Raw genomic sequence first — 24,993 nt, forward strand, 5'->3', positions numbered from 1 at the left:
AAGTTAGAGCGCTGACGTGTGACAGCCTGCAGATCACGATGGCATTGCAGAACACTGCAACGTCGAACCAGCCGCGAGCACTGTAAAAAGTATCCCCTGGGGTTTGTTTTCGTTTCGCATGCGAAACCAATGACCTTAAACTCCATCCAACAAAACGGGAGGAATTTATGAGAACCTGGATTCGAACTCTTGGTGTGATTCTGTTGGCAATTTTCACGAACACATACACCAATGCGGAAAATTTTTACGGGCCCAACGAGTTAAACGAAATCGTTACCAAGGCTTATAAGGCAGATGATTTTGTTGCGCTTGATAAGTTGGCTACCAAGCTTCGTACAGAAAGAAGTCGAACCCCCAGTGGAGTTTGGAATCTCACCGTTTTCTATGGCAACCTAGGCTACGCTATTGTTGGGGAAAAGGAAAAGAACTCGGAGGCGCAATGGGCGGCCATAGAAAGCAAACTGAATCGTTGGGTCGCAGCTTTTCCTCAATCGGCTATGGCGCCAATAGCACTGGCTACCGCACAGAAGCAGCATGCCTGGGCTCTTCGCGGTTCTGGCTATGCAAGTACCGTCACCCCTGAAGGCTGGAAAGGCTTCGCGAGCTACATGGCGATTGCTCGCAACACCCTCGATGTGAACAAAAAAATCAGCAGTGATGATCCGCAGTGGTATATCGTGATGCTGGATGYGGCGCTTGCGCAGAACTGGACAAGAGACCAACATTGGGCGTTGTACGAAGAAGCAGTGTCGAAAGAGCCTCTTCATTACCAGACATATTTTGTGGCGGCAGAGCGTTTTCTCCCAATGTGGGGAGGGAGCATGCGGCAAATCCAGGATTTTGCTGCGGATGCCGTGAGACGAACGACCTCAACAGAAGGCCAGGGAATGTATGCACGTATCTATTGGGTCGCAGCAGGGCGCATGGGAGGGGAAGCTTTCTTTGCAGAGTCGCATCGGAGCGCAGTTTGGTCGCAGATGAAAGCCGGCTTTGAAGACGTGCTCAAAAAATACCCAGCCGATTGGAATAGGAATGCGTACGCGAAATTCGCATGCCAAGCCGGTGATGTGGATACGTTTATAGCCATGACCCGCAGCTTTAATGGCACGCCCATGAAAGACGCATGGCCCGGCGACTACTTCCAGAAATGCAAAGAATACGCCGGAAAGCTGCGACCAAATAGCCTACTTTGAGTCTTTCCCAGCGTTTCCGGCACATTAAGTCGCATCAGCCAGCATGTATCTCGACAGAGTACTCGCCCCCAGCTTCCAATGACTATTTCATCTCTTCGCCAATTCTTTATGTCTTTGCTCCTGCTCGCACTTGTGGGCTGCAATCAAGCGGACATGATTCAAAAATTTGCTTCGCCTGCCGATCAGACGCTGGCTAAAAGTTACATTGATCTTCTGCGACAGCAGCGCTTTGAGGATATTGAGAAGGCAGCTGATCCAAGCATAGCTGGGCCGGCACTTCATGACGCGCTTGTTCAAATGGCGGCATTTATCCCTGCTGGAGAGCCCTCAACAATTATGCTGGTTGGCGCTCACCGGATGAATAGGGATGACTCTTCGACCGTCAATCTCACGTTTGAATATGGCTTTTCAGGCAAATGGATTTTGACGAGCGTCGCCGTAAGGAATCATGGTGGTAAGGCCACCATAGTTGGCTTTAGCGTCGTTCCCCAGCCAGCTTCACTTAAACAACAGAATCGGTTCACGTTAGCAAAAAAAACGCCAATTCAATACCTTGTTTTTGCGTTGGCCATAGTCTTTCCGTTGCTTACCCTCTGGGCGCTTGTTGTTTGCGGCAGGTCTAAACTCAAAGGCCGAAAGTGGCCGTGGGTACTGTTCGTTATGCTTGGGTTTGGAAAGTTTGCAGTGAACTGGACAACTGGCGAATGGAGTTTCGCGCCCTTGTCCTTACAGCTATTTAGTGCGGGAGCGTTTGCCCCCTTGTACGGGCAATGGACCGTTGCGATTGCTCTTCCGATCGGCGCAATTACTTTTTTGATACTCAGGAAAAAGCTAAGTGTTGCAGCAATTAAAAGCTAACTGGTCGGCCCACTCGGACACACAGCAGCAGATTCCTGCTGCGCGGCGCTTGCTACGTGCCGGTGGTCTCAAACGATAGACCCCGAGGAAACACAATGCGAGTGCTCCGTGAGAAGTCCGCTTTGTGAATGGGTGGGCGCATCGCCGTTGCCACCTGTAGCCGGTTCAAAAGTAGGCATCGCGTTGTCGACGATCGGAACTGAACCAATCCACGGCCTTCGCCACAAGCCCACGACAAGTACTAACGGTTGGTACTTCTGGTCCTGAGGTGAACCGTCAGAAGCCAGCGACTTCTTTGCCCTCCTGCATGTGGAGAATCTGGCAGAGAACCTACCATGGGTTGTCGAGTATCTTGAGTTGCCGCCAGGGTATCGCTTGCTGATAGATGGCTCCAACCATGAAAATGTGTGGTTCGATAAACGCTGCTTGTGGCCCAACCCCTCAGTCAATGAGACGTCTTGCGCATCGCACAAGCCGCCCCTTACCTCCACCGTTAGACCTCTTTTGACACCATGAACGTCCTCTTGTATCCCTTCATGCTGCTATCGGCAGTTGGTCTGCTTCTCAGCGTAGGAAGTCACCTGGCAGCCCTGATTGGCCTGCCAATTCCAGGTGGACATCTGGTTTGGGGTTTGCACGCCGGCATCTTCGTAGTGTGGCTTCCGACGGTCTTGGTCGCCAATCGTATGTCGCGCCACGGAAGACGCGCTGATTTTTGGAAGCTGGCCCTATCGGGCTGCCCAACTTGGGCACGCTATGCGATCTACGGGCTCTTCGGATACGCGATGCTCAATTTCATTCTGGGTATGAGCGACGTACCCAGCCATAGAGACGGGAGCAATGCTGCCAATTCCGGCGCCGAAGTGCGTCTCTTCTCTGGGCATTGGATGGTTTTCTACGGCGCGGCGTTTGCAACGCTCTACTCCGCGATCAACAACTCCAGGTTGCTGAAAGGCCGAAAATGCATTCGAGGCCATGAGGTCGCACCACTCGATAAGTTCTGTCCCGAATGTGGGGCAGCTATAGAGCATGGGCACATCTAACCTGTCTCTCCAGCGGACTAATTCTGAGGGGCTTCGGCTCCCGCCGCGATCCGCTGAGCTCAAACGTTGGGCGTCATGACCAATCCGCGTTTATGGAAGACCTGGGGTATTGCTGAAGCAAACCTGAAAGATGCTCGTCGCTACCTTGTCGAGGCGGCCACCGATGCGGACTCAGAGAAGTATTCATTGGTTCAGTTCGATGAATACCTTGCCCATAATGAACTTGGCTTGGCACTGCAAGAGATTGCCAGCATTGCGGAAGATTTCACATGCAAGGCGGCATTCTGGAAGCGGCTCGAAGCGGCCGCAGAGGTCATGGAATTGCCAGAGTCTGCCTCGGCGTATAGGGATAAGTTCTTTGCGGAAACTCGTCGTCACTAAGACGCCCAACCCTTCATCGCAGCCGACCCTGGCCAGCTGCGCTGGCCGGTCGGCTGAATTCAAACGCAGGTTGCTCCGTGGCCAACAAAAAACCAGGTTTCAGTCGCACCCTTGCTCTAGCGTGCTGAACTCCGTCGAAATCTGATCTAGTTATGGAGTGAACCCCTCGGGCTGGACCAGGGGATTCACTCCAACACCGGGATGGGGTCTTGTGGGGGGATTCAGCGGCGACCGGGGCAGCGCGGTTTTTTCACCGGTTTATGGGCGAGGATGATCAAACACAACGGAATCGGCTGTTTAGGCTTAGCTCGTCCATATTGAGGAGGCGGTAGCCACACTGCCCGCCTAGAATCGGTTTGCGGGGTTTGGTGTTCTTTTTATCGATCTGAACGAAACTCAAAATGAGCAATAAGTCTTTTAATAACAAGCACTTGGCTGATTTTTTGGTGGCCAGGTTATACCGCAAGCGCGATGTTATACCGCGGACCTTGCGGTATACATTGCGTTAAGAACTCCAAATGCGTGTTCGCCTAGTACTACTGCTAGTCGCAGCTCTTCCTCTATGCAATGCATTTGGGCAGGAACGAGAAGGCCTACGAATTCATGCCCCACCCGCTTGGGCGGGATGGAAGAAGGCAGCGGAAGAAAAGAAAGACGGACTCGAATTTACGGCTTGGGTCCCTCTGGACCAGCAGGGGTCTGCATGGAAAGAATCAATCACTCTAGCCATTCTGGAGCCATCTCCCCCGGAAGATGCTGTAACGAACGCCATCCGCCTCACTCTTGGTGTGACGGCCAAGGCCTGTCCCAACTCCAATGTTGTGCCACCTAAGCCGCGTAGTGAAGGCATCTTTACTGTTGCTTATGCACAGTTCTACTGCTCTAGATTCCAGGACAAGAACGTGGGGGAACTTACCTTCGTCAAAGCCATTTCTTCTGCTCAGCGCACATATGTCATATCAATGATCAAGAGGGTAAGGCCCTTTGACATCCGTGCACCCGGGGCGTTTGTGTTCTCTGCAGAGGAAGAGGACCCGGTTAGCTGGCTTTCAGCGGCAGCAAATTACCTAGGTACCGTGAAAGTCTGTGTCAGTCGGCAAGAAAAGGAAGACGTATGTTCGCCCTAGAGTTCCTAACACGGCAGTCCACACTGACGCCGTGCGGCAAAGCCGCGCAGCGCCGGTGACTTCTACGTTAGATACCATGGAAACACTGCTCGTTCTGGTGCTCGCGCTTTTTGGGGTTGGCTTCGCGGTTGGTGCATTCTTGAATCATCCCGACGAACTCCCGCCGCACCGACTTCGTAGGTTTCTGTGGTCCGGGTGGATTGGATGGACCATCCTCTGCGGTGCACTGCTGCACCTTGCGAACGAAAAGCTTTGTCCCCCCGGCAGTTGCATCGGAGTGGCCTTAGGGCTTGCGTGGTTCGGACTGACGCTAGCGTGGTTAGTTGGCGGGCTGTGCGCGACGGCTGGTATCTATACTGCCCGGAACTATCTGAGGAACCACTAGTGGCAATGGCATCAAACAAGCCGTTCGACACTGACGCCCGAGTGCTTCAATGCGCTCCGTGCACACGCCTCCCGCTCGCCGATCAACTCCAACGTTAGGCCGCACCATGCGAGTCATTGCAATTGTTTCGCTTCTCGTTCTGCCTGGTCCGATATTCCTGGCCTACTCACAATTCATTGGCAACACGGGCTTTGAGTGGAAACACCTTCTAGCGAACTACGCTTGGTGTTCTGCAGTCTTGTATTGCTCCGCGTTGATTTTGATGGGAGCCCGCGCGAGCGTTACGCTATGGCTTGCTACTCTCGCCGCGGGGAATGCAGCTCTTATTGCATTCTGTTTTTGGATGGCCAGTCTCTTGGCGAGAGGCTACAGGGACACCGAAATCGCATGGGTGCTTCTTTTTCCAGCTCAGGCACTGGTCATTGCGCTCGCGGTGTTGGCCTATTGGATTGCGCACCGGAACAAGGAACGGCCTGGCCATGTTGCCTAACAGGCCGATCGAAACCGGCACACAACGCCGCGGCTCCGCGAAGCGCATGATTTTCGGCGCGACTGATAGCGCCAAGCCTCTATGTGCGGCTCACTTTCAACGTTGAGTATCTTGACCATGCGTCTTTTTTATATCTCAATTGCCATTGCACTATTTCAGGTCACATCCAGTCATGCCGCGTGCTCTGACAAAGAAAGTTGGATGGCGGCAAAGTCATTGCGCCTAATCTCATCCAATGGACAAAACCCGAAAGAATCTTTTGAGGTAGAGGTACGCCACTTGGGTAACGCGCAAATGTTTTCGCGCGTCATCCAGGGTGTTGCGGTCGCCGAGTCTTACCGGCTTTCTGGCGGGCGACACCTGTTTCACGGCCTTGATGAAAAAACGTTCAATCACCCTGTTGGCTTTGACCCCAGGCAGTCATTTTTTCTGCCAACCATGATTTTGGAAAAATTTGGGTTTGCCGGATTGTGTGGGATTTCCGGCAAGCAACACTTTCATGGTTCCATCGACCTGGGCGATTACTCGCCTCCTGGTATGCGTAGGCTGATGGTTGAGGGAACGGTGGCCCGTACCTCTGCTTCCGTTGTGACATTTTCACTTCGCCTGCTTGGTGACGCTGCTACGACCATCGACGGGTCGTTCGATTTTGTTCCCCCACCATTTCCAGCCGAGGCCCCGGTTCTCAATTGGTATTACCTCCTTCCCGGCGATCGTATGCTTTCCGCTAAACGTACGAATACCACTATGCCCACGCTGAGTGCTTTCGTTCAAGGTACGGAACAATAACTGTGCGCACAGAAAAGGGGCCTAATTCTGGCGGCCGTAGCCGTGACCGAGAACAACAAGCATGTACCCACCGCCAGACGCATCGTCGGCACCGTCAGGTTTGAGGGTCGATAGAAATTCTTAACCCGTCAATCAACACAGACTCACAACAGCAAAAAGGCCGCTCCACCGCTACTATCGTGGTTCGGTCATCTCTAACATTAGGCGTCTCATGGCACTACTTTTAAAAATCATCACCGTACTGTTTGGCCTCGCATCGATCGCAGCGGGCGTAAAGAGTGTTCTGCGACGAGAAGCCAAATTCACATGGAATGGAGATAGCGATGAGAAGCGTGTCGTTGAAGGGATTCCGGCAATCCTCATCGGTCTGGGCGAGATCGCTATAGGCCTTTACATCATCTTCGCTCTACGCTTTCCTTTTGCGAGCTGAGATATTTACATCGGACCGAGTCACCATCGCCAATGTTGCCCGCTGCTTGTTGGCTAGAACTGGTTGCCCGGAGAGAATGCCGCCTAACCTTTCCACCGAGGGGACGTTTCAATGGCCGCTTCGCGCCTATTGGCCCGCCCCTCATGTCCAACGTTAGACCGCTTCGCAATATCATGGACCGACCTCCTAAAAACCTAAATGGCTGTCGTGTGCTGGCGTACGTCCGAACCGATGATGCCGTGTTTACCGGGCTCCTGCGGTTGAACGTCGGCGGCGACTGGTTGGGTCGTGTGCCGTGCCTTGCCATCTGTGCCTTTGGCGAAGCGTCGGAGCTGGTAGTCCTCCATTGCGACGAGTCCTGGAATGTGCTTGGGATCCAGGGATGGAATATGGTGGGTACGGATGCACCGTCCTCCCCTTCGGAGGTTGCGTCGATCGTTGCGAAGTACTATCAGGGTCTGGAGGCCCGCTGGACGCACGTTCCGTGAGGCTACGCAAGGCGTTCCGATCTCTTAGAGTATTCAGATGATGCCTGTAACGGGACAGCGGCCTAACTTGTCGATTAACACGAACGCCCAAGGGCGTCAGCGCGCTGCCCGCGCATCTTTACGTTAGCCGTCATGAAGGTCATAGTCACGCGAAATCCCGGCTGGTATGGCAAGTTTGTATCGATGGACCTCCTTTGCAACGGCCGGCGCCTCGCGTACATTCGAGAGAAAGAAACCGTGCACGTTCAACTTGAGCAAGCTGACATACCAGCGAAGTTGGAACTACGAATGCAGCAAATGGTTGGCAGCCCAACAATCGAGATATCTCGTCTGTCTTCCGATTTACACCTTGAATGCGGCGCGAACAACTGGACTCTATTGGATTTTTTTGACCTCTCCCTCCTGTCAGGTCTCAAGAACGAGGTCTTCTACTTCAGGAAGGTGGTGCCCGAGTGAACGCGTGCCACCGTCAATGAGACTTACCTTGCGGCGAGTCGTCATTTCTCAGGCGTCACATCGGGACATTCACACGATGACGGCCAGCCCTTCCTTCAAGCGGACGTGCCTATGGCACGCCGCCAAAGTCACAACCGAGGCGCTCGTCCATATTGGGGAGGCGGTACCCACACTGCCCGCCTAGAAATGGTTTGCGGGGTTTGGTCCCTTTTTTATCGACCTGAGTGAAACTCAAAATGGGCAATAAGTCTTTGAATAACAAGCACTTGGCCGGGTTTTCAGTGGCCAGGATATACGGCAGGGGCGATGTTATACCGCAGACCTTGCGGTATACATTACGTTAGACAGCATCTCAATGGCCCGTATGGAACTCCTGCCCTTCGTTGCATCTGCTGCCGCCATTGCGGGTTTCGCTTTGGTGGGATGGCTTGTCTACCGCTATTTAGCTGAGCTCATGCTAATGCGTCGCGGCACAATTACCCGAGGCAGGGTGGTTAGTGCCGTGGAGTTGGGCAACAGTCACGGCGGCAAGATGTTCGTCGTGTCGTATGAATTTTCGGCCACGAGCTCCGGCGGAAATGCCTTGATGTACCGCGGTAGCCAATTGATGAGTTACGGTTTTCGGCCCAAAGACATAGTGGTTGTTCGCTTTTTGTCAAAGTGGCCTCGGATTAACCTTATCGCAGACCGCACCGTTTGACGGGGCGACAAAACAAGAATGCCAAGTATGCTGTCTAACATTTCGCTCGGCGCGGACACGCGGCAACAGAATGCCGCTGCGCGGCGCTTGCTGCCTGCCGGGCAGCTTTGACGTTAGGCATCACCAATGCTGCTCATCCCAGTTGAGATACTTCGCTTCGTCAACCCGGATTTCCCCGGCTTCGTTGAGTGCGAGTTGGTCGATGCTGAGGGGACACGGCATCTATTCATGGAGAAGGTGCCTGTTGTGACCTTGGAGCACTTGACCGAGCACAGTGTGTACCCGGCAGCGGGCGTGATCGCTTGCGAGGTTGAGGCATCTTGGATGGAGCCGAATGGGAGAGCCCTGGTACGTGTGACCACGGAACGCCCATGGGGTGTCGAATCGGTTGGAGGACGGTCTTTGTTCGTGCTCGATCCAGCGACTCTGTCGCATGAAGATGCTGCCTAACATGTTGCTCGACACGGACCCGCAACTGCAAAAGGCGGCTTCGCCGCAAGTGTTGTGGGCCGGTTACCTTCAACGTTAGGCCCAGAAGGAACAACGTATGCCAAGTATCGCTTCCCTGCTTCTCGCCGCGAGCGCGTTTGTGATCCTCGGCCTCGGTTGTGCTCATCTTCTATTCACCTTTCGCGGGAACAAGTTTTATCCTCGCGACCCCGCGCTAATGGCTCGAATGCAGGAAGTCTCACCTGTCATTTCGGGCAAGATGTCAATGTGGAAGGCCTGGGTCGGGTTCAATGCGAGTCATAGCTTCGGCGCAATGCTGTTCGGCCTTGTCTATGGCTATCTTGCTCTGGCGCAGCCTTCAGTCCTGTTTTCATCGTGGTTCCTGCTAGCTGTCGGCCTTGCCTTACTCGCTGGCTGTGTCTTTCTCGGCTGGCGCTACTGGTTCAGCACCCCGTTTCGAGGCATCGTCTTGTCCACGGCGCTCTATGTCTCTGGTGTACTCGCACACTGGGCCTAACCCTTCCATCGAGGGGGCAGCCAACAGCCGGCTTCGCCGTCCGTCGGCCGCCCCTCATCTCAAACGTTAGGCCCCGCCACTATGGAGCTAGCCTTCTCGATCGCATATGCCGCGGCAATCTTTGTTGCCTCAAATGTCGTCTCATTCCCCCTGGGCTTTATTAACGGCTTCCTGGAGGTCAGGAAGCAACCGCTAAGTCGGCGGTCTCGGCTCGTCCTCGAGTTCTCAGAAGGAGCCGTCGAAGTTCTTGTCTGGATCGTCATCACAGTTCATCTGTTCCGTCAGCAGTTCGAGACGCCTTATTTGGTTGCCGCTGGAGCATACGGGCTGGCAGGAGTGGTTGGATATCTCATTGATGTTCGAGTCTTCAAGAAGTCACAAATCACCTTTCTCATCCGCATCATCTTCACCTCCGCGTTCTGCGTTGTCGTGGGCGCATATGTTGCATAGACCTGTGCGCGCGAGGCCTAACCCGTCCCTCAACCAGACATGCCTCGGCAAACCAAGTCATGCCGCTTATCTCAACCGTTAGACATCACAAATCAGCACTGGAGGAGTACATGGGAACAGGAGGAAAGGATCAGCCCAAGAAGGCGCCGATAACGGACAACATTCGAAGCATGAGTGTTCATCGTGGTCTCTGTGTTTTTTATGGGCTCTTTGGTGTGGCCCTGTTCGTGCTGCTCTGGGACGGCGTAGACGGCGAGTCAATTATTGGCCCGGGCTTATTGGTCCTGGCCTTTGGCACCGTTCACGGTGTGATCGCATTTGGAGCTGCGCGATCCAGACCTTGGGCGCGCACGTCCTCCATCGTGGTTGCCTGCTTGTTGCTGCTTGGTGTCCCCATTGGCACCCTGATCGGTGTCTATCTTCTCGCGAACTTAAAATGGCCCAAAGCTGGTGATGTCTAACTTGGCGGTCGACACGGAAACCCAACTCCGTACGTGTGCTTCGCGCTTCTGTCGGTCGCCGGTCACCTCTACCTTAGGCGCCTCAAGAAAGGTCTTCGTGCAACAAGAATCTGAGGAAGAAGTTCGTCGAATTCTGCAAGCAGCTTTCGGCACACTGGCTCTCCACGGAGAGCTTCCCCCAAGCGAGCACTACGCAACACTGGATGTCCTCTACCATCCCGAGGCATGGGTACAGATCTATGGCGACTACATGGACTTTTCCTACGCTGAGCAGGCCCCGCCGGAAACGCTCTTGGCCGAAGTTCTTGCGTCGCTGCAATCCGCTCAGATTATCGATTGGTGCCCTGGAAGACTGGCGACTGTTCAATACAAGGCGGCAGATGCTGTCACGCTGTCAAAAACCATTGATGCGTTGCTAAAAAAGCTCTATGGATTCACGGACTACAAGCTGGTCGGGACCCTAAAAACCTGGCAGCGCGCATAAAGAAGGCTTTGCTGTGAGAAAGGAAGGCTGGTCTGCATGGAAGCGCCTAACCTTTCAATCGAGAGGACGTATCCGGGCAAGCCGGGTCACGCCTCTCATCTCAAACGTTAGAGCGCATATGATGACTGATCACAACTCCACCAAGCTAACCTCTTTATCTGTGCTGCTCCGAGTCGTGATTGCAGCAATCGGAGTTTTTATTGGTCTACTTTTGCTTGTAATCATTGGGCTTACAGGCAGCAGCATCTACGCGCCGCGCCTTGCCATCGAAATATCCAAAGTGGCCATTTTGGTCGCGACAGCTTCCATCGTTGTTTGCTGCATGACACCCCCTAGGATTCTTCGCGGGAGATCTACCCAAGCGAGAGTCTTTAAGTACTTGCTGGTGTTTCTTGCTGCTCAGCCACTAATAGTCATACCAATTGCATACAAGTTCTTTCGACATGCACTCTAACAATTCATTCAAGTCGACGCCGCTTCGCGGGCGGCCTTAACTCAGGCGTTAGGCACCCATGCTTTCGAGCCGCGTTGGCACCTGCACCTGGACTGAAGTGGAGCGCTTCTATGAGCGTCTCGTGAGCGACAGTGCGTGGCCGTTTGTGCCAATGCTTGAACTCGTGCGCTTCATTGCGTCTTCGACTTACGCGAACGGCTTGTTCCCTGCCACGTCGCATGAAGTGTTGCTAATTGGTCGGGTCGCCAACTTTGTGCGCCACGACAATGAACTCCAAGTCGCGTTCAACGCCGCGGCCCAAACATTTTCGTTCACCTACTCACAGCGCCCCGATGAAACCGACCCATGGTCACGCTCGTGCGGCGTAGCAGAAGGCCGTGCCACATTCGAGCGCCTGCTACACAAGCGCTTAAGGTGGTTCCATGAGGGCTGAGGCGCCAACCCTTCCAACGAGCGGACACCTTCCAGCGCTTCGCACGCTTCCAGTCACCGCTCATGTCAAACGTCAGCCCCTCAGATGTTGTTCGAACTTTTCAAGACAGTCGCCCCTCGACGTATAGGGAGAACTTCTTTACGAAAATTCGTCGTCACTAAGACGCCCACCCTTCATTGCAGCCGACCCTAGCCAGCTGCGCTGGCCGGTCGGCTGAATTCAAACGAAGATTGCTCCATGGCTAACGAAAAACCAGGCTTCGGGAGCATCCTTGCTCTAGCCTTTTGAATTCCGTCGAAATCTGATTCCGGTAGCGCGGAATTCAATAGCGTCACCAGTTCGTGCCCGACACGGTATGCTGCAACTCTCGCGGCGTCGTTTTCATTTTTTTGTCTAGACATATATGAAACCCTGGATCTGCGGGCTGATCTTCGCGGCCCTTATCGTTGTCGGTGCTATCGTGACGCTGGCCATAACGCTTTGGTAGGTTACTTCGTTATCGGCTAAAAACGGACATGGAATCAGCATCGTGAAGCGTTGGTGGCACAGCCCTTATTTTTCCCTGATTGGCAACGTTGCCGGTCTTTGCCTCGGGCTTATTCTGGGATGGGTTTGCCTCAATGCGATGCTCGCGGGCGAAATCAAGTTCAGCAAAGCTAATCGATGGATTCGGTTGGAAAGCGAGCCAACTGTGTTTTGGCTGGCCTTCTGGTTTCAATTTGCCCTGGCGGTTTTCGTTGTTGCGGTGACTCCCAGATCAATACGCAAAGACATTCGTGCCATCCGGGAAAATCGAGCGCAATCCAAGAATTCTTGATGACAGTTTTGGACTCATTGCAGTCTTCTGTAGCCTGTAATGGGCCAACATTTATGAATCGCGTTCTTCACGCTTGATCCGCTGTTTGGACGCCAGCCTGCGCATTTCCCAGCACCAGCCGCGTACTGATGCCGGTAACGACGGCGGGCTAAAAGTGGACAGCACTGCCGGACTACGCGGCTTCCATCCAGTGGAAAGAAAGAGCGCAGAGCCCTGACATGTGACACCCCACAGATCACGATGCGTTGCAATAAACCGCCGTGACCGGAAGCCGACCGCTTCGAATTGTCATCCCGACCAGGATATCGCGTGCGATACCATGCCCTAAGTTATGGGGATGAGCGTTATGCAAATTGTCGGAATCGTGTTGGCGATTGGTATTGGAATCGTGAGTTGGCCGGCAGCGTTAGCACTGGGTGGATGGGGTTCTCCCCTGCGCGCTCTTGATTCACTTTTACTCTGGACTCCCATAGTTGGCACGGCAGCACCAATCGCTTTCCTCCTATTCGTGAAAGGGGCAAAGGTATCCGGGGCATGGGTGGTGGCGTTGGCTCCGCTCCTCGGTGTGCTGAACGTACTTTGGAGTGTCGATTTCTATACGGCTTACCTTGGACCCAGTCTTCCTTCGTCTGACCCAATCCCATGGGCATTCGTGGTTTTTTCTGCAATGTGGCTGCTGCCTTGGTTGTATGTGATCAATGCATTGAGGAAAAGACGTCCTTGAGATTTACATCGGACCGATTCATCATCGCAATGTCGCCTAGCCACCGACGAAATCAAGCTCGCAGCGACGTACAGCTCTCACCAATCAAGGGGATCGCAATGGACACCGAACAATCTGCACAAGCTCCGAAGGCAGAGGCTAATGCATCTACTGCAAAGGCGGAGAAAAGGCGAAAAGACGTAGCCTTTGTGCTAGATCATCCGGTTTTCCTGGAGGTCAACGAGCCAATTCGAAAGATGCGGAGCAATTTGATGATCGCCAGCGTAATTTCTATTTTTTCAATTTCGATGGGATTGGGAATTAGCTCATCCACCTCGGTTTCCGGGGTGCAGTTCACTGGTCTAACTGAATCCAAGATATCAATTGGACTCCTGTGCATCACCAGTTATATGCTCGTTCACTTCGCATGGAGCAGTTGGGACGGGTTTCAAGAGTGGATGATCCGGTGCTCGGGCACCGGACTCGCGTTCATCAAACCGGATAGAGATGTTGATCCGCGCCAGGTTTCATTGATGACTTGGTGGACCATGCAAGTTGACGCAGCAGGCCGACAGCAAGATGCGATGAATCTCAATCTCGCACTTTTTGAGAAAGCCATAGCGCCATTGAATCGGGATCCGGCTTCAAGAGGAAGAGAACTTCAAGACAGGACGGCTCGTCACGAGATGATTCAAAATTTCCAAAACTATAGCTCCGGAATGATGGCGCTCTATAAGTATGGAGTTTCAACCTCCAACGAAAGGACCCTTAAGGATCAACTGGAACGTTTTGAGCTTATCTTTAAGCGTTTCTTAGTCAGTCAAAACCGACGGTGGATCATCGTTGAGTTCCTATTTCCCGTGCTGCTCGGCTTAATAGCAATAGGGCTACTTCTAACGGATTTGAATTTGAATCCGTTTTTCTCCTTCTCGATTATTTGAGGTGCCCATGCACCACTGCAATCGTTTGCAGCTTGCAGGCAGGGGTAGCTAGTTGTTTCGCAAGCAAGCGTCCCGGGGCGTTCCTCATTTCGCTTGCAAAACGAGTTCCGCTATTCACTTGGGTTTGAGTCGTACTTTGAAATCAGGATTTGATCTACGAGTTCTTTCGTCCAAATACTTTTGCCAATTTGCAAAAAAATTCTGGATGTCAGTTTGGGAAATGTAGAGTCGGAAGCTTGTACTTCGGTCGTATTCCACGATGAAATCGAAATCGCCGAATACAGCCAAGAAGTCGAGTGCTGGGATAGGAGGATTAAATTCTGCTACGCCGCTGAGCCAAATTCCGGGTGCCAACCAATCGATATCGGATGCTGGCACGTACCCGCCAGCAGGGCCTTCGATCGAGATTTCAAAAGATCGTCCATTTATCCTGCTGCGGATGAATGCCTTTCTGAGGGTGACGCGGCGCCATCCGTTTACTCGCAAGTGGAATGGGACATTGGCTACAAAGAACTTTCCTTCATAGTCAAAAAAAGTGTTGAACAGTGGTCCAAAGCGCCACGAAATGCGTCTAAGTGGGGCGCGAAAATAGAGAAATTTTCGAGGTATTGATGCGGGGTTGTTAGCATCAATCGGCCTGTTGACAAGCGCAACGAAGAGTGCCGCCAGAACGATAGAGATCGCCGCCCAAAACAGTACTTGGTAAGCGGTCGGTATGTTGCGGAACCATATCCAAATATTTTGAAACCACTCCGAATATACGTACAGCAGAACAGCACTTGCAACGACACTCATTGCCCTCTTGGTGACAAAATGCAAAATAAGATTCGTCCATTTCATACTGTCTCCCCTACCTGGAAATGCACAGCATACCGTCGAGCTGCCAACGTATTCCTAATTTCCACGGACCAGGCTCCTCCTGCCCTGCTGGTCGCTCCTTAACCCGCCTAGCTACTGCTGGTAAGGGCATTCGCTGCACCTCCACATTCAGCGGGATATCGTTAGGTATGTTCCAGCAACTCCATGAAAGGATCTCGCCATGCGCACGCATTTCCCCAACGCTCTTGCACTAGCCCTGTCTATAGCTCTATCCGCCTGCGCAGGGGGCCCCGCTGCATCAACGCCAGCATCTGCGCCGCCAAGCGGTGCTTGCAACGCCGAACCAGCCCAATTTGCCGTGGGCCGCAACACCAACGCGGCACTTGAAGAAGAAGCCCGCACACGCGCCGGCACCAAAACCGTCCGGGTGCTCAAGCCTGGGCAGGTCGTGACGATGGAGTTCAATGCTGATCGGCTGAGCCTGACGGTGGATGCTGCCGGGCGCGTGACACACGTCAGCTGCGGTTAAAAAATAGGCCGGCACGGAAGCCGGCTAGCGTTTGTGGTTTTTGACTTCTTTTGTTTTCAAGTTGCTGCGGCTGCTTGCGCCCGGCCTTGCTGAGCAGACTACGTTCGATGGATTGCCAGGTTTGGCAGGCCGACATATCAACCTGAATGTTGTTGTTGCCTCCCCACGCAAGCCCTTAATTTGAAGGACGCAAAGCGACCCGTTGCTGATATTCTTCCTTCGTTCGGCAGCCTCTGCTGGCCATCTGCTCCACTTATCAAAGGCTGCGAATGTCTATCAACAACTGGAACGCCTTCCTGAAGAAAGTTTGCGCGTTCGTCTTGCTATTTGGCGGGTTTCTGACCGTTGCAGTAGCTGCTTCTGAAACGGCACCAGCCGCTGCATTGGCTGCTTCTGAAGCGGTATCAGCCAGTGGCCCCAGGCCACGGGAATTCAAGAAACTGGGCATGTACCCGTGGAGTTGCTGGGGCTTCCAGGGTGACGTCTGCAAAGGTGAAGATTGGCCAGACCTTGCAACCACCAAAGATCGCCTGAAGCTGCTCTATTACTTGAACCATCAGCTGAAAAATTTCGCCATGCTTGAGCGGGCGCTCAAAGAGCTATCAGGCTCTGACAAAAACTTTCCTACGGGTGAGCCGTTATCAAGTGCGCCCGGTTTTGCGTTTCGCCAAATTTTTTTGACGCCAGGGGCGGGGGAACCTGAGCGTCTGCAACTGGCGCACTGGAAAACCGCGTTTCCGAATTCGCATTTTGTCGTCCTCGCTGAGGCGGCCTACCAGCATGCGGATGCGTGGAATGCACGAGGCGGCGGCTATGCCAACACCGTTTCACCCGAATCCTGGAAGCTGTTCGACAGCAGACTTCGGGCTGCGCAGAAACTCCTCGACAGCGCGCCGGCAGAAGCAAAAAAGACGCCCCTTTGGCATAGCGTGGCCTTTGATGTTGCGCTTGACTCAAGGTCGAACAAGAAAAAGATAGCACCTGTGTTCAAGGCGGCAGTGACGCAGTGGCCGCGGCAATTCGACTTCTACTCAACTGCAGCCTCGCGATTGACCCCAAAGTGGGGTGGCAGCTGGGAGGTCGTTGAGGCCTTTATCGATCACTGGAGCAAGCAACAACAGGCTACCGAAGGATTGTCGATGTATGCACGCCTGTATATTGACTTGAGAGAATACGCACTTCCGAGCGACACAAAGATGAGTTGGCAGAGGATGCGTGCGAGTCTTGAGGATCTGGTTGCGCGCTATCCCGATCCCCAGTTTAAAAACTTTTATGCCGCGTATACCTGTTTCGCCAGGGACAAGCCGGCATATGCCAAGGCCATTAGCCAGCTGCCCAAAGAGCAGCTTCGTGTCAATTTATGGCTGCCGGGCAACTCCTACGATGTCTGTACGTTATGGGCTTCAAAATAGGGCACCACCGTATGCTGAAACTCATCGATTTGAAAATGACCCCGGTTTTCCAGAACTGGCGCAGCCATCTGAAGAAGGGATGCATTCTTGCCGTGCTGGGGGTTGGCTTGGCTGCTACGGCATCTGCTGCATCCGACGATGAAATTCCCTGGCGTTGCCATAGCCCACCTGGAAGCCCGCCATGCAACAACGACTATTGGCCCAATTTTCAGACTGCCGCGTCAAACCTCAAGCTGCTGTACACGCTGGAGAGCTTTAAAGCACTGGAACGGTCGCTTAAGGAGTTGATTGCATCGGGCAAGAATTTCCCCGCAGGTGAGCCCATGGCTACCGCGCCGTATATGGGGTTCCGTTTGGCAATGCCCGCACCTGGAACGTTGCCACTGGAAGAAGACCGAATCAAACGCTGGAAGTCTGCTGTTCCGAATTCTTACTTTGCAGTTTTTGCTGAAGCCCGCTACCAATACGCCAATGCGTGGAACGCGCGCGGCTCGGGAGGACCGAACTCGATATCTCCCGAGGCTTGGGAGCTCTATGACAGCAGGCTAGCTGCCGCACAAAAAATACTTGATGACGCGCCCACCGAGTTGAAAGCTACGCCGATGTGGGACATGCTGACGCTCGCCATTGCTCTTGACTCAAGATCTGCCAATGCCAATATCGCAGCGACCTTAAAGAATGCCGTCAAGCGTTGGCCGAGGGATTTTTATCTTTATAGAAATACGCTGGACAGCATGGCTCAAGCGGAGGACGGGAACTGGGAAGCCATTGATGCTTTTATCAATTACTGGAGTGAGCAGCAACGGGCTACCGAAGGAAGCTCAATGTATGCACGACTTTATATTCACCGGACTCGAGCTTTGCTGCCCGGATCAAAAATGAACTGGCCGCGAATGAAAGCAAGTTTTGAAGACCTGATTGCGCGCTACCCAGATCCGTATTTTAAAAACCTCTATCCGAGCTATGCATGCGCCAAACAAGACAAGCCCACGTTTCTGAAAGCCATGAAGCAATTGCCGAAGGAAGAATTGAACAGCAGCTATTGGCTGGCCGGAAAATCGTATGAAGCTTGCGCGAAATGGGTGGCCAGATAAGCCGAACACTTATACGACCCTGGATCTTCTGACGCAATCGCGCCGGAAGATACGGCTTGCGCACCCGGCTTAACGGCTATCACGACCCTTGCTGAGCTTGCTCTGTTGCTGAAGCTGCCGCTTGCGCTTGGCCTTGTTGAGGGACTCGGGTTCTGGGGGGCGGTTGCGCAATGCTTCGGCTTCGCGCGCCTGCAGTTTTTCTTTGCGCTTTTTGTCGCGGAAGTGCACAAACAGCCGGCCCAGCGCGAAGCTGACGGCGCAGCTGATAACCAGAAAAATGATGGCGGATGTTTCCATAGATTTTGTAGACGGGATGTTGCGTTGACGTTGGCGTTGGGCGTTGACGTGGGTGCTAGTCGGCCAAAAACAATGTCTGCAGGTCGTTCAAAAAATCAAAACCGCGCTCGGTGGGCTTGACGCGTATGAAGTCTCGCTCGATCAGGCCCTTGCGCTCGGCTTCTTCAAGGCCGCGCTGGATGGCGGTGACGGGCAGGCCGGTTTTTTCGGTGAAGTCTTGCAGCTTGAAGCCGTCGCGCAGGCGCAGGGCGTTGAGCATGAATTCGAACGGCAGGTCAACGCGGCTGACTTCTGTTTCTTGCGTGACGGCTTCGCCGGCCAGGGCTTTTTCCATATAGAGCTTGGGCTCACGGTAGCGGACCTGGCGAACCACGCGGTGCGCAAAGCTGAGCTTGCTGTGGGCGCCGGCGCCTATGCCGAGGTAGTCGCCAAACTGCCAGTAGTTGAGGTTGTGAAAGCAGCGGTGGCCGGGCTTGGCGTAGGCAGACACCTCATAGCGCTGCAACCCGGCGGCCTGCGTGATCTCGGTGATTTTGTCGAGCATGGCGTAGGCGGTGTCTTCTTCAGGCACCACCGGCGGAAATTTGGCGAAGTAGGTGTTGGGCTCGATGGTGAGGTGGTAAATCGAGATGTGGGGCGGCTGCAACGCCAGCGCCTGCCGCATGTCTTGCTCGAGGCTTTCCATGGTCTGGCCTGGCAGCGCGTACATGATGTCGAGGTTGAAGGTGTCGAAGGCTTGTGCGGCTTCTTCTACCGCGGCGATGGCCTGGGCACGGTCGTGCACGCGGCCCAGGGCCTTGAGGTGCTTGTCGTCAAAGCTTTGCACGCCGACGGACAGGCGCGTGACGCCGGCGCTGCGAAAGGCCTTGAAGCGGTCTTTTTCAAAGGTGCCGGGGTTGGCTTCGAGCGTGATTTCGCAGTCGGCTTCCAGCCTGAGGCGTGCGCGGATGTCGGCAAGCAGACGGTCTATGGCCTGCGGTGAAAACAGGCTGGGTGTGCCACCGCCGATAAAAATGCTGTGCACCATGCGGCCCCAGATCAGGGGCAGCGCGGCCTCCAGGTCGGCCACCACGGCGTCGATGTAGCGCTGCTCTGGCATTTCACCGGCGACCTCGTGCGAATTGAAGTCGCAATAGGGGCATTTCTTGAGGCACCAGGGCAGGTGCACGTACAGCGACAGCGGCGGCAACGCGGCCAGCTGCAGTGTGCCGCTGCGCATGTAGTGCTGGATGTCTTTCATGATGGGTTCTGATCGCTGAACGAATATGGCAGGGACGAAGCCTCACATTCGTTGATGCTCAGGCCAGTGGACACCGCGGGACCGGCTTCGCCGGACCGCAGGTGCCGCCCCTTGAGGGGGAGGCCGCGACACGAAGTGCGCGAAGCCACGGGGTGTTTCATATTCTCCAGCGCTCGCGCAGGAGTTCGATCATTTGCTGTGCGGCTTTGCCTCGGTGGCTGTTGGCGTTTTTGACTTCAACGGGCAACTGTGCAAAGGTTTTGCCGAACTCGGGGATGTACATCACGGGGTCAAAGCCGAAGCCGTTGCTGCCGACGGGCGCGGGTGCGATTTCTCCGGCCACGCGGCCTGAGGCAATCAGTGGCTCCGGGTCTTCTGCAGACCGGACCGCCACCAGGGTGCTAACCAGCGCTGCGCGACGCTGGGCGGGCTGCGTCAGGCCGGCCATCTGCTCGAGCAAGGCCTTGACGTTGTTGTCGTCGCCCTTGGCGTAACCAAACTGCGTGGCGTAAAACGCGGTGTCCACGCCGGGCAGGCCGCCGAAAGCGTCCACGCACAAACCGGCGTCGTCGGCCAGCGCGGGCAGGCCACTGAGGCGCGACGCCTGGCGGGCTTTGGCGAGTGCGTTTTCCACAAAGGTGCGAAAGGGCTCGTCAGCCTCCGGCAGGCCCAGCTCGGCCTGGCTGACCAGCGTCAGGCCCAGGGGAAGAAGCATGGCCTTGAGCTCGGCGAGTTTGCCCTGGTTGTTCGACGCAAGTACGATCTTCATAACGAAAAAAGGCTCCAAGCCAATAGGGGTCTGCGCGAGCAGCTATTAATTTGATAGCGACCGTTTCTGCATGCCGACCAGTTCGACGATGCCTTTTTCGGCCAGAACCAGCAGCGCGTCCATTTCCTTGCGCGAGAACGCCGCACCTTCGGCAGTGCCCTGCACTTCCACATAATTGCCGGCGCCGGTCATGACGACGTTCATGTCGGTGTCGCAGGCGGAGTCTTCGGTGTATTCCAGGTCCAGCAGGGGCGTACCTTGCACGATGCCGACCGAGATCGCGGCGACGTGGTCGATGATGGGGGTTTGCTGGAGCTTGCCGCTGGCCAGCAGGGTATTGACGGCGTCCTGCGCGGCCACAAAAGCGCCGGTGATGCTGGCGGTGCGGGTGCCGCCGTCAGCCTGAATCACGTCGCAATCAAGATGGATGGTGCGCTCGCCGAGTTTCTTCAAGTCAAACACCGACCGCATTGACCGGCCGATGAGGCGCTGGATCTCTTGCGTGCGGCCGCTTTGCTTGCCTCGGGCGGCTTCGCGGTCTCCGCGGGTGTGCGTGGCGCGGGGCAGCATGCCGTATTCAGCCGTGACCCAGCCTTCGCCGCTGCCCTTTTTGTGGCCGGGCACTTTTTCTTCAACGGAGGCGGTGCAGAGCACCTTGGTGCCGCCGAACTCGATCAGCACCGAGCCTTCGGCGTAGGCCGTGTAGTGGCGGGTGATGCGTACGGGGCGCAGGGCGTCGGCCGCACGCGCGCCGCTTCGTTCAAACTGACTCATGGTGGATGGCTTTCTGGCAAGGCGCCGGATTGAATGGCGGAATTGAGAGGGATGGAACTGGAATGGAGCGGGAACGGGAGAGGCAAGCGGCGCCGAAGGCGCAGCCACCGAAACGGCTAAGCCGGGGTATCAGGCTTTTCTTGCGGCTGAGCGGCGAATGGCTTCGTTGATTTCAGCGATGGAGCGTTCAATGGTCGCTTCGTCAAGGTCGTCCACCACGGTATCCAGCACGCCGGCCTGGATGGTCGAGGCGAAAACGCCGTCCATGATGCTGTCGGTAGACACCCCCCGGGTGGATTCGAAGGCGTCGGGCGTTTCCCACTCCATGGCCAGCACGGTGACGTTGTCGCTGTGTTCGCCGCCGGTACGCAAGGCATTTTCGACCAGGTCGGGGACGGCATCCGAAACCCCTTTGCCGGCCAGCTGGCGGACAATTTCCTCGTCGCTCAGGCTGCCCCAGAGACCGTCGGAGCAGAGCAGCAGTTTGTCGCCCTGCTGCAGGGTCACGGGCCCGGCAACGTCAAAAACAGGTTTTGTCGGAGAACCGAGGCAGGTGAACAGGATGTTGCGGTTGATGCGTTCGAGCTTGATGACGCCGGCGCTCTGCTGCTCCAGGTAGGAGTGGTCGCGGGTGCGTGTCAGCAGTTCGCCGTCTCGCACCACATACAGGCGTGAATCGCCGCAATGGACCCAAGTGGCTCCGGTGCCCTGCAAAATCGCCGCGACCAGCGTGGTGCGGGGCGTGTCGAGCATGCCTTTTTCGCTGGCGTAGCGAATGATCTGGTGGTGCGCCGCCATCAGCGCGGTTGAAAGAAATTCGGTGGTGTCTTCAATGACAGGGCGCGCTTCTTTCTGGTACAGCGCGGAAATGGTCTGCAGCGCAAGCTGCGCCGCCACTTCGCCTTCAGGATGGCCGCCCATGCCGTCTGCCAGCACAAACAGGCCCGACTCTCGCGTGTAGCAATAGCCCATGCGGTCTTCGTTCTTCTCGCGCCCGCCTTTTCGGCTTACCTGAAAGACTGAGAATTTCATTTGAATTTAGTCGCGTAGCCAGTGGCTTTGCGCGCTGTTTTTTTCGTGTCAGACACCATGTTGTCAAACTGAAGGCGAACCTTTTCGCTGACGGTGAGTTTGGTGTAACGACGCTCACCTTCCCTGCTCAATTCTTTTTGTAATGCAAATACCGACTGCGGCCGTGACAAGGGGTCAAGGGACATGCACCACTCTACGACCTCAATCAGGTTGTCGGAATACACGCCACGCAAACGGGACAGGGCTAGCGACAAACGGTCTTTTTCAAGGCGCTGCGGCGCATCATTGGGGGGATAGCCCTGCATGGTGGCGTAAATGCAGGCGCCGATCGCGTAAATATCGGTCCAGGGACCCATGGAGGAGTCCCTGCGGTACATCTCGGGGGCAGCAAAGCCCGGGGTGTACATGGGGCGGATGAAGTTGCCTTCCTTGCTCAGCACCTCTCGGGCTGCGCCGAAGTCGATCATGACGGCGCGGTTGTCGTCGGTAATGAAGATGTTGGCGGGCTTGATGTCCAGGTGGAGCATCTTGTGCTGGTGCACGATGCGCAATCCCCGAAGGATTTCGTCGAAAAGCGAACGGATGGTCGACTCGCGGAAGACCTTCTGCTTTTTCAGCTCACGGGCCGTGATGATGAAATCCTGCAGGGTTCCGCCCTCCAGGTAGTTCATGACCATGTAAACGGTCTCGTTTTCACGGAAGAAATTCAGCACACTGACCACGGAGCCGTGTGAAATCTGGGCCAGTGAACGGCCTTCTTCGAAGAAACTTTTGAGTCCCAGGCGGTACAGCGAGAGCTTTTCAGCCTGGACCTGCGGAAGCAATTCCCCCGGGGCCCGGCCAGCCAGGGATGATGGCAGGTACTCCTTGATGGCGACCTGCTGGCCCTCGTTGTCGACGGCCAAGTAAACTACGCCAAAGCCACCGGCTGAAAGCTTTCGCACAACACGATAGCCACCAATCACGGTGTCGGGCGGCAATGGTGCGGGCTTGACCTTTGACATAATTTGGGATGAGCCAGAATGACTTGGTCAGTCTGGGTCTTGTTCTCTCTCTAGTAAAGCATATTTTTAAATGTCAGTTTACAGCATGACGGGTTATGCAGCCGTGCAATCGAGCATGGCGCAATCCGCCCCGGAAACTGAATCGGGCGCGGATGCCAGCTCCCGTCTGGGCGTCGAAATACGCTCTGTCAACAGCCGGTTTCTTGATTTGGCGTTTCGCCTGCCCGACGAATTGAGGCAGGCCGAGCCCGCATTGCGCGAATTGCTCACCGGCAAGCTCAAGCGCGGCAAGGTGGAAGTGCGGGTTTCGCTGGAAAGTACCTCGGCCAGCACCCTGCGCGCGCCATCTTCGGCAACCTTGCAACGGCTCGGGTCGCTGGAAGACAGTATCAAATCCTGGCTGCCGCAGGCACCCGCACTCAGCGTGGCAGATATTCTGCGGATCGCCACCAATGAGGACAAAAAACCACACGACTACAGCGATGAGCTGCTCAAGCTGGCCAAAAAAGCCTTGAAAGAGCTGATGGCGGCCCGCGAACGCGAAGGCGCCCGGCTGGCCGACATGCTGCTTGACCGCACGGGACAGCTGCGTGCGTTGGCAGCGCTGGCAGTGCCCATGGTGCCCAAACTGGTTGAGCAGCAGAAAACCCGCTTCCTGGAACGCTGGAAAGAAGCCATGGCGCTGTCGGACGGCGCCACGCTGCCGGAAGTTGCACAGGACCGGGCGCTGACAGAGGCCACAGCCTTTGCCATCCGCATTGACGTCGCGGAAGAAATCACCCGCCTCTCCTCGCACCTGGATGAAATTGACCGCCTTCTGGCAAACGGCGGGGAACTGGGCAAGCGCCTGGATTTCCTGATCCAGGAGCTGCACCGCGAAGCCAATACACTGGGCTCCAAATCGGCATCCCTCGAACTGACACGCATTTCCGTCGACATGAAAGTGCTGATAGAGCAGATCCGTGAGCAGGTCCAGAACGTCGAATAGCCCCGCCCCTAGCCTAAAACACCGAAATCACCGCCCAGAACGCATGGACTACCCCGGAAACCTCTTTGTTGTAGCCGCCCCCAGCGGGGCCGGCAAATCCAGCCTGGTCAAGGCCCTTCTGGAACTGGATTCACGCATCCAGCCCGCGGTGTCGCACACCACGCGCCCTCCACGCGGCCAGGAAAAGCACGGCAGGGAGTACTTTTTTCTCTCGCCCGAGGACTTTGACGGCATGGTGCTGCGCGACTCCTTCCTGGAATGGGCACATGTGCACGGCCATCGCTACGGCACCTCGCGGCAGACCATTGAAGAGCGAATAGCCACCGGCGCCGACGTGATTCTGGAAATAGACTTTCAGGGGGCGATCAACATCAAACGGATTTTTTCCAATGCGGTGCTGATTTTCATACTCCCGCCAAGCTGGGAAGAGCTGCGCTCGCGCCTGCAGCGGCGTGGCGAAGACAGTGCCGAAGTCATCGAATTGCGGCTCAAAAACGCGGCCACCGAGATGGCCCAGGCCCGGGAATTCGACTTCGTTATAATTAACGAGTTATTTGAGCGGGCAGTTTTCGACCTGAAAACCATTGTGCATGCCCAAAGGCTCAAGTTTTCGGCCCAGCGGCGAGCCCGCGCCGAAACCTTCCAGGCCCTTCAAATTCCCTGATTTCACCCGCTTTCCCCGTTATCGATCACACCGGAGATCACCATGGCCCGCATTACCGTTGAAGACTGCCTCGAAAAAATCCCGAACCGCTTCCAGCTGGTGTTGGCTGCCACCTATCGTGCACGCATGCTCAGCCAGGGGCACGCCGCCAAGATTGAAAGCAAGAACAAGCCTGGCGTTACCGCTCTGCGCGAGATCGCAGAAGGCAAGATTGGCCTCGAAATGCTGAAAAAAGTGCCATCCTGAGTCAAATCTGGCACCGCAAAAAAGCACCGCAATGCGGTGCTTTTTTCATTTATGGCCTCATAAAGTCCATTTTTT

28 protein-coding genes and 1 pseudogene are annotated in these 24,993 nt (G+C 55.2%); 22 read left to right on the forward strand and 7 right to left on the reverse strand.

Going from position 1 to position 24,993, the window contains the following annotated elements:
• Window positions 1-167: 167 nt before the first annotated feature.
• From AC1DY9_RS22200 to AC1DY9_RS22275, 16 genes and pseudogenes are all read left to right on the forward strand, one after another.
• On the forward strand, window positions 168-1,193 hold the full coding sequence (locus tag AC1DY9_RS22200; RefSeq protein WP_477667670.1) for a hypothetical protein: 1,026 nt from the start codon (window positions 168-170) through the stop codon (window positions 1,191-1,193).
• Between the two features lie 78 nt (window positions 1,194-1,271).
• Entirely contained in the window at window positions 1,272-2,051 is a 780-nt protein-coding gene (locus AC1DY9_RS22205; RefSeq protein ID WP_477667671.1) for a hypothetical protein, read from the forward strand.
• A 132-nt stretch (window positions 2,052-2,183) separates the two neighbouring features.
• Window positions 2,184-2,567: pseudogene (locus tag AC1DY9_RS22210) on the forward strand (immunity protein Imm33 domain-containing protein).
• Window positions 2,564-3,094 carry a hypothetical protein gene (locus AC1DY9_RS22215; RefSeq protein WP_457282157.1) on the forward strand — a complete coding sequence of 177 codons (531 nt, stop codon included), beginning with the start codon at window positions 2,564-2,566 and terminating at the stop codon, window positions 3,092-3,094. Before AC1DY9_RS22210 ends, AC1DY9_RS22215 begins: the two are co-directional and overlap by 4 nt.
• Before the next feature lie 75 nt (window positions 3,095-3,169).
• Window positions 3,170-3,475, forward strand: coding sequence for a hypothetical protein (locus AC1DY9_RS22220; RefSeq protein ID WP_457282158.1), 306 nt, complete (start codon window positions 3,170-3,172; stop codon window positions 3,473-3,475).
• A 2,119-nt stretch (window positions 3,476-5,594) separates the two neighbouring features.
• Window positions 5,595-6,266, forward strand: coding sequence for a hypothetical protein (locus AC1DY9_RS22225; protein ID WP_477667672.1), 672 nt, complete (start codon window positions 5,595-5,597; stop codon window positions 6,264-6,266).
• 211 nt (window positions 6,267-6,477) lie between these two features.
• Window positions 6,478-6,696: a hypothetical protein gene (locus tag AC1DY9_RS22230; RefSeq protein ID WP_477667673.1), complete on the forward strand. Its 219-nt coding sequence runs from the start codon at window positions 6,478-6,480 to the stop codon at window positions 6,694-6,696.
• Between the two features lie 620 nt (window positions 6,697-7,316).
• On the forward strand, window positions 7,317-7,640 hold the full coding sequence (locus AC1DY9_RS22235) for a hypothetical protein (RefSeq protein ID WP_477667674.1): 324 nt from the start codon (window positions 7,317-7,319) through the stop codon (window positions 7,638-7,640).
• A 364-nt stretch (window positions 7,641-8,004) separates the two neighbouring features.
• On the forward strand, window positions 8,005-8,340 hold the full coding sequence (locus AC1DY9_RS22240; RefSeq protein ID WP_477667675.1) for a hypothetical protein: 336 nt from the start codon (window positions 8,005-8,007) through the stop codon (window positions 8,338-8,340).
• 547 nt (window positions 8,341-8,887) lie between these two features.
• On the forward strand, window positions 8,888-9,307 hold the full coding sequence (locus AC1DY9_RS22245) for an LIC_13387 family protein (RefSeq protein WP_457282163.1): 420 nt from the start codon (window positions 8,888-8,890) through the stop codon (window positions 9,305-9,307).
• An 81-nt stretch (window positions 9,308-9,388) separates the two neighbouring features.
• Window positions 9,389-9,757: a hypothetical protein gene (locus AC1DY9_RS22250; RefSeq protein WP_477667676.1), complete on the forward strand. Its 369-nt coding sequence runs from the start codon at window positions 9,389-9,391 to the stop codon at window positions 9,755-9,757.
• 110 nt (window positions 9,758-9,867) lie between these two features.
• Complete coding sequence (locus AC1DY9_RS22255; RefSeq protein WP_457282165.1) at window positions 9,868-10,218, forward strand: hypothetical protein; 351 nt, start codon at window positions 9,868-9,870, stop codon at window positions 10,216-10,218.
• Between the two features lie 97 nt (window positions 10,219-10,315).
• Window positions 10,316-10,702, forward strand: a complete 387-nt coding sequence (locus AC1DY9_RS22260; RefSeq protein WP_457282166.1) for a hypothetical protein — start codon at window positions 10,316-10,318, stop codon at window positions 10,700-10,702.
• A 512-nt stretch (window positions 10,703-11,214) separates the two neighbouring features.
• Window positions 11,215-11,589 (forward strand): hypothetical protein, encoded by a 375-nt coding sequence (locus tag AC1DY9_RS22265; protein WP_457282167.1) that lies wholly within the window; start codon window positions 11,215-11,217, stop codon window positions 11,587-11,589.
• Between the two features lie 529 nt (window positions 11,590-12,118).
• Window positions 12,119-12,406: a hypothetical protein gene (locus tag AC1DY9_RS22270; protein ID WP_457282168.1), complete on the forward strand. Its 288-nt coding sequence runs from the start codon at window positions 12,119-12,121 to the stop codon at window positions 12,404-12,406.
• 822 nt (window positions 12,407-13,228) lie between these two features.
• Window positions 13,229-14,050, forward strand: coding sequence for a hypothetical protein (locus tag AC1DY9_RS22275; protein ID WP_477667677.1), 822 nt, complete (start codon window positions 13,229-13,231; stop codon window positions 14,048-14,050).
• 114 nt (window positions 14,051-14,164) lie between these two features.
• On the opposite strand, the gene AC1DY9_RS22280 is transcribed toward AC1DY9_RS22275, so the two are convergent.
• Window positions 14,165-14,890: a hypothetical protein gene (locus AC1DY9_RS22280; RefSeq protein ID WP_477667678.1), complete on the reverse strand. Its 726-nt coding sequence runs from the start codon at window positions 14,888-14,890 to the stop codon at window positions 14,165-14,167.
• A 199-nt stretch (window positions 14,891-15,089) separates the two neighbouring features.
• Between AC1DY9_RS22280 and AC1DY9_RS22285 the strand changes: the two genes are divergently transcribed.
• The 3 genes from AC1DY9_RS22285 (at window position 15,090) to AC1DY9_RS22295 (ending at window position 17,904) form a co-directional block, all read left to right on the forward strand.
• Window positions 15,090-15,398, forward strand: a complete 309-nt coding sequence (locus tag AC1DY9_RS22285) for an I78 family peptidase inhibitor (RefSeq protein WP_477667679.1) — start codon at window positions 15,090-15,092, stop codon at window positions 15,396-15,398.
• 269 nt (window positions 15,399-15,667) lie between these two features.
• Window positions 15,668-16,810: a DUF4034 domain-containing protein gene (locus tag AC1DY9_RS22290; protein ID WP_477667680.1), complete on the forward strand. Its 1,143-nt coding sequence runs from the start codon at window positions 15,668-15,670 to the stop codon at window positions 16,808-16,810.
• An 11-nt stretch (window positions 16,811-16,821) separates the two neighbouring features.
• Window positions 16,822-17,904 carry a hypothetical protein gene (locus tag AC1DY9_RS22295; RefSeq protein WP_457282174.1) on the forward strand — a complete coding sequence of 361 codons (1,083 nt, stop codon included), beginning with the start codon at window positions 16,822-16,824 and terminating at the stop codon, window positions 17,902-17,904.
• Between the two features lie 69 nt (window positions 17,905-17,973).
• On the opposite strand, the gene AC1DY9_RS22300 is transcribed toward AC1DY9_RS22295, so the two are convergent.
• The 6 genes from AC1DY9_RS22300 to AC1DY9_RS22325 all read right to left on the reverse strand — a co-directional run bounded on the left by AC1DY9_RS22300 (window position 17,974) and on the right by AC1DY9_RS22325 (window position 23,020).
• Window positions 17,974-18,201 carry a hypothetical protein gene (locus tag AC1DY9_RS22300; RefSeq protein ID WP_477667681.1) on the reverse strand — a complete coding sequence of 76 codons (228 nt, stop codon included), beginning with the start codon at window positions 18,199-18,201 and terminating at the stop codon, window positions 17,974-17,976.
• A gap of 55 nt (window positions 18,202-18,256) precedes the next feature.
• A complete protein-coding gene (hemW, locus tag AC1DY9_RS22305) occupies window positions 18,257-19,441 on the reverse strand; it encodes a radical SAM family heme chaperone HemW (RefSeq protein WP_477667682.1) in 1,185 nt (394 codons plus the stop codon).
• Between the two features lie 157 nt (window positions 19,442-19,598).
• A complete protein-coding gene (gene rdgB, locus AC1DY9_RS22310) occupies window positions 19,599-20,210 on the reverse strand; it encodes an RdgB/HAM1 family non-canonical purine NTP pyrophosphatase (protein ID WP_457282177.1) in 612 nt (203 codons plus the stop codon).
• Window positions 20,211-20,255: 45 nt separating this feature from the next.
• Complete coding sequence (gene rph / locus AC1DY9_RS22315; RefSeq protein WP_477667683.1) at window positions 20,256-20,984, reverse strand: ribonuclease PH; 729 nt, start codon at window positions 20,982-20,984, stop codon at window positions 20,256-20,258.
• Between the two features lie 129 nt (window positions 20,985-21,113).
• A complete protein-coding gene (locus AC1DY9_RS22320) occupies window positions 21,114-22,016 on the reverse strand; it encodes a PP2C family protein-serine/threonine phosphatase (protein ID WP_457282179.1) in 903 nt (300 codons plus the stop codon).
• Window positions 22,013-23,020, reverse strand: a complete 1,008-nt coding sequence (locus tag AC1DY9_RS22325) for a serine/threonine protein kinase (protein ID WP_457282180.1) — start codon at window positions 23,018-23,020, stop codon at window positions 22,013-22,015. The genes AC1DY9_RS22320 and AC1DY9_RS22325 overlap by 4 nt, the downstream gene beginning before the upstream one ends.
• A 70-nt stretch (window positions 23,021-23,090) precedes the next feature.
• Between AC1DY9_RS22325 and AC1DY9_RS22330 the strand changes: the two genes are divergently transcribed.
• The 3 genes from AC1DY9_RS22330 to rpoZ are packed head-to-tail and all read left to right on the forward strand — an operon-like array spanning window position 23,091 to window position 24,918.
• The gene (locus AC1DY9_RS22330) at window positions 23,091-24,008 is read left to right on the forward strand and encodes a YicC/YloC family endoribonuclease (RefSeq protein WP_457282181.1); all 918 of its coding nucleotides are present in this window, start codon (window positions 23,091-23,093) and stop codon (window positions 24,006-24,008) included.
• A 43-nt stretch (window positions 24,009-24,051) separates the two neighbouring features.
• Window positions 24,052-24,672, forward strand: coding sequence for a guanylate kinase (gmk, locus tag AC1DY9_RS22335; RefSeq protein WP_457282182.1), 621 nt, complete (start codon window positions 24,052-24,054; stop codon window positions 24,670-24,672).
• Between the two features lie 42 nt (window positions 24,673-24,714).
• Window positions 24,715-24,918: a DNA-directed RNA polymerase subunit omega gene (gene rpoZ / locus AC1DY9_RS22340; RefSeq protein ID WP_011482283.1), complete on the forward strand. Its 204-nt coding sequence runs from the start codon at window positions 24,715-24,717 to the stop codon at window positions 24,916-24,918.
• The last annotated feature ends 75 nt before the right edge of the window (window positions 24,919-24,993 follow it).

The organism is Polaromonas sp. P1_F6 (genome assembly GCF_056405695.1).

Bases quoted from the DNA above. Each gene is read 5' to 3' on its own strand.
- AC1DY9_RS22205 (WP_477667671.1), top strand. From the start codon at position 1,272: ATGACTATTTCATCTCTTCGCCAATTCTTTATGTCTTTGCTCCTGCTC.
- AC1DY9_RS22215 (WP_457282157.1), top strand. From the start codon at position 2,564: ATGAACGTCCTCTTGTATCCCTTCATGCTGCTATCGGCAGTTGGTCTG.
- AC1DY9_RS22220 (WP_457282158.1), top strand. From the start codon at position 3,170: ATGACCAATCCGCGTTTATGGAAGACCTGGGGTATTGCTGAAGCAAAC.
- AC1DY9_RS22225 (WP_477667672.1), top strand. From the start codon at position 5,595: ATGCGTCTTTTTTATATCTCAATTGCCATTGCACTATTTCAGGTCACA.
- AC1DY9_RS22230 (WP_477667673.1), top strand. From the start codon at position 6,478: ATGGCACTACTTTTAAAAATCATCACCGTACTGTTTGGCCTCGCATCG.
- AC1DY9_RS22235 (WP_477667674.1), top strand. From the start codon at position 7,317: ATGAAGGTCATAGTCACGCGAAATCCCGGCTGGTATGGCAAGTTTGTA.
- AC1DY9_RS22240 (WP_477667675.1), top strand. From the start codon at position 8,005: ATGGAACTCCTGCCCTTCGTTGCATCTGCTGCCGCCATTGCGGGTTTC.
- AC1DY9_RS22245 (WP_457282163.1), top strand. From the start codon at position 8,888: ATGCCAAGTATCGCTTCCCTGCTTCTCGCCGCGAGCGCGTTTGTGATC.
- AC1DY9_RS22250 (WP_477667676.1), top strand. From the start codon at position 9,389: ATGGAGCTAGCCTTCTCGATCGCATATGCCGCGGCAATCTTTGTTGCC.
- AC1DY9_RS22255 (WP_457282165.1), top strand. From the start codon at position 9,868: ATGGGAACAGGAGGAAAGGATCAGCCCAAGAAGGCGCCGATAACGGAC.
- AC1DY9_RS22265 (WP_457282167.1), top strand. From the start codon at position 11,215: ATGCTTTCGAGCCGCGTTGGCACCTGCACCTGGACTGAAGTGGAGCGC.
- AC1DY9_RS22275 (WP_477667677.1), top strand. From the start codon at position 13,229: ATGGACACCGAACAATCTGCACAAGCTCCGAAGGCAGAGGCTAATGCA.
- AC1DY9_RS22280 (WP_477667678.1), bottom strand. From the start codon at position 14,890: ATGAAATGGACGAATCTTATTTTGCATTTTGTCACCAAGAGGGCAATG.
- AC1DY9_RS22285 (WP_477667679.1), top strand. From the start codon at position 15,090: ATGCGCACGCATTTCCCCAACGCTCTTGCACTAGCCCTGTCTATAGCT.
- AC1DY9_RS22290 (WP_477667680.1), top strand. From the start codon at position 15,668: ATGTCTATCAACAACTGGAACGCCTTCCTGAAGAAAGTTTGCGCGTTC.
- AC1DY9_RS22295 (WP_457282174.1), top strand. From the start codon at position 16,822: ATGCTGAAACTCATCGATTTGAAAATGACCCCGGTTTTCCAGAACTGG.
- AC1DY9_RS22300 (WP_477667681.1), bottom strand. From the start codon at position 18,201: ATGGAAACATCCGCCATCATTTTTCTGGTTATCAGCTGCGCCGTCAGC.
- hemW (WP_477667682.1), bottom strand. From the start codon at position 19,441: ATGAAAGACATCCAGCACTACATGCGCAGCGGCACACTGCAGCTGGCC.
- rdgB (WP_457282177.1), bottom strand. From the start codon at position 20,210: ATGAAGATCGTACTTGCGTCGAACAACCAGGGCAAACTCGCCGAGCTC.
- rph (WP_477667683.1), bottom strand. From the start codon at position 20,984: ATGAGTCAGTTTGAACGAAGCGGCGCGCGTGCGGCCGACGCCCTGCGC.
- AC1DY9_RS22320 (WP_457282179.1), bottom strand. From the start codon at position 22,016: ATGAAATTCTCAGTCTTTCAGGTAAGCCGAAAAGGCGGGCGCGAGAAG.
- AC1DY9_RS22325 (WP_457282180.1), bottom strand. From the start codon at position 23,020: ATGTCAAAGGTCAAGCCCGCACCATTGCCGCCCGACACCGTGATTGGT.
- AC1DY9_RS22330 (WP_457282181.1), top strand. From the start codon at position 23,091: ATGTCAGTTTACAGCATGACGGGTTATGCAGCCGTGCAATCGAGCATG.
- gmk (WP_457282182.1), top strand. From the start codon at position 24,052: ATGGACTACCCCGGAAACCTCTTTGTTGTAGCCGCCCCCAGCGGGGCC.
- rpoZ (WP_011482283.1), top strand. From the start codon at position 24,715: ATGGCCCGCATTACCGTTGAAGACTGCCTCGAAAAAATCCCGAACCGC.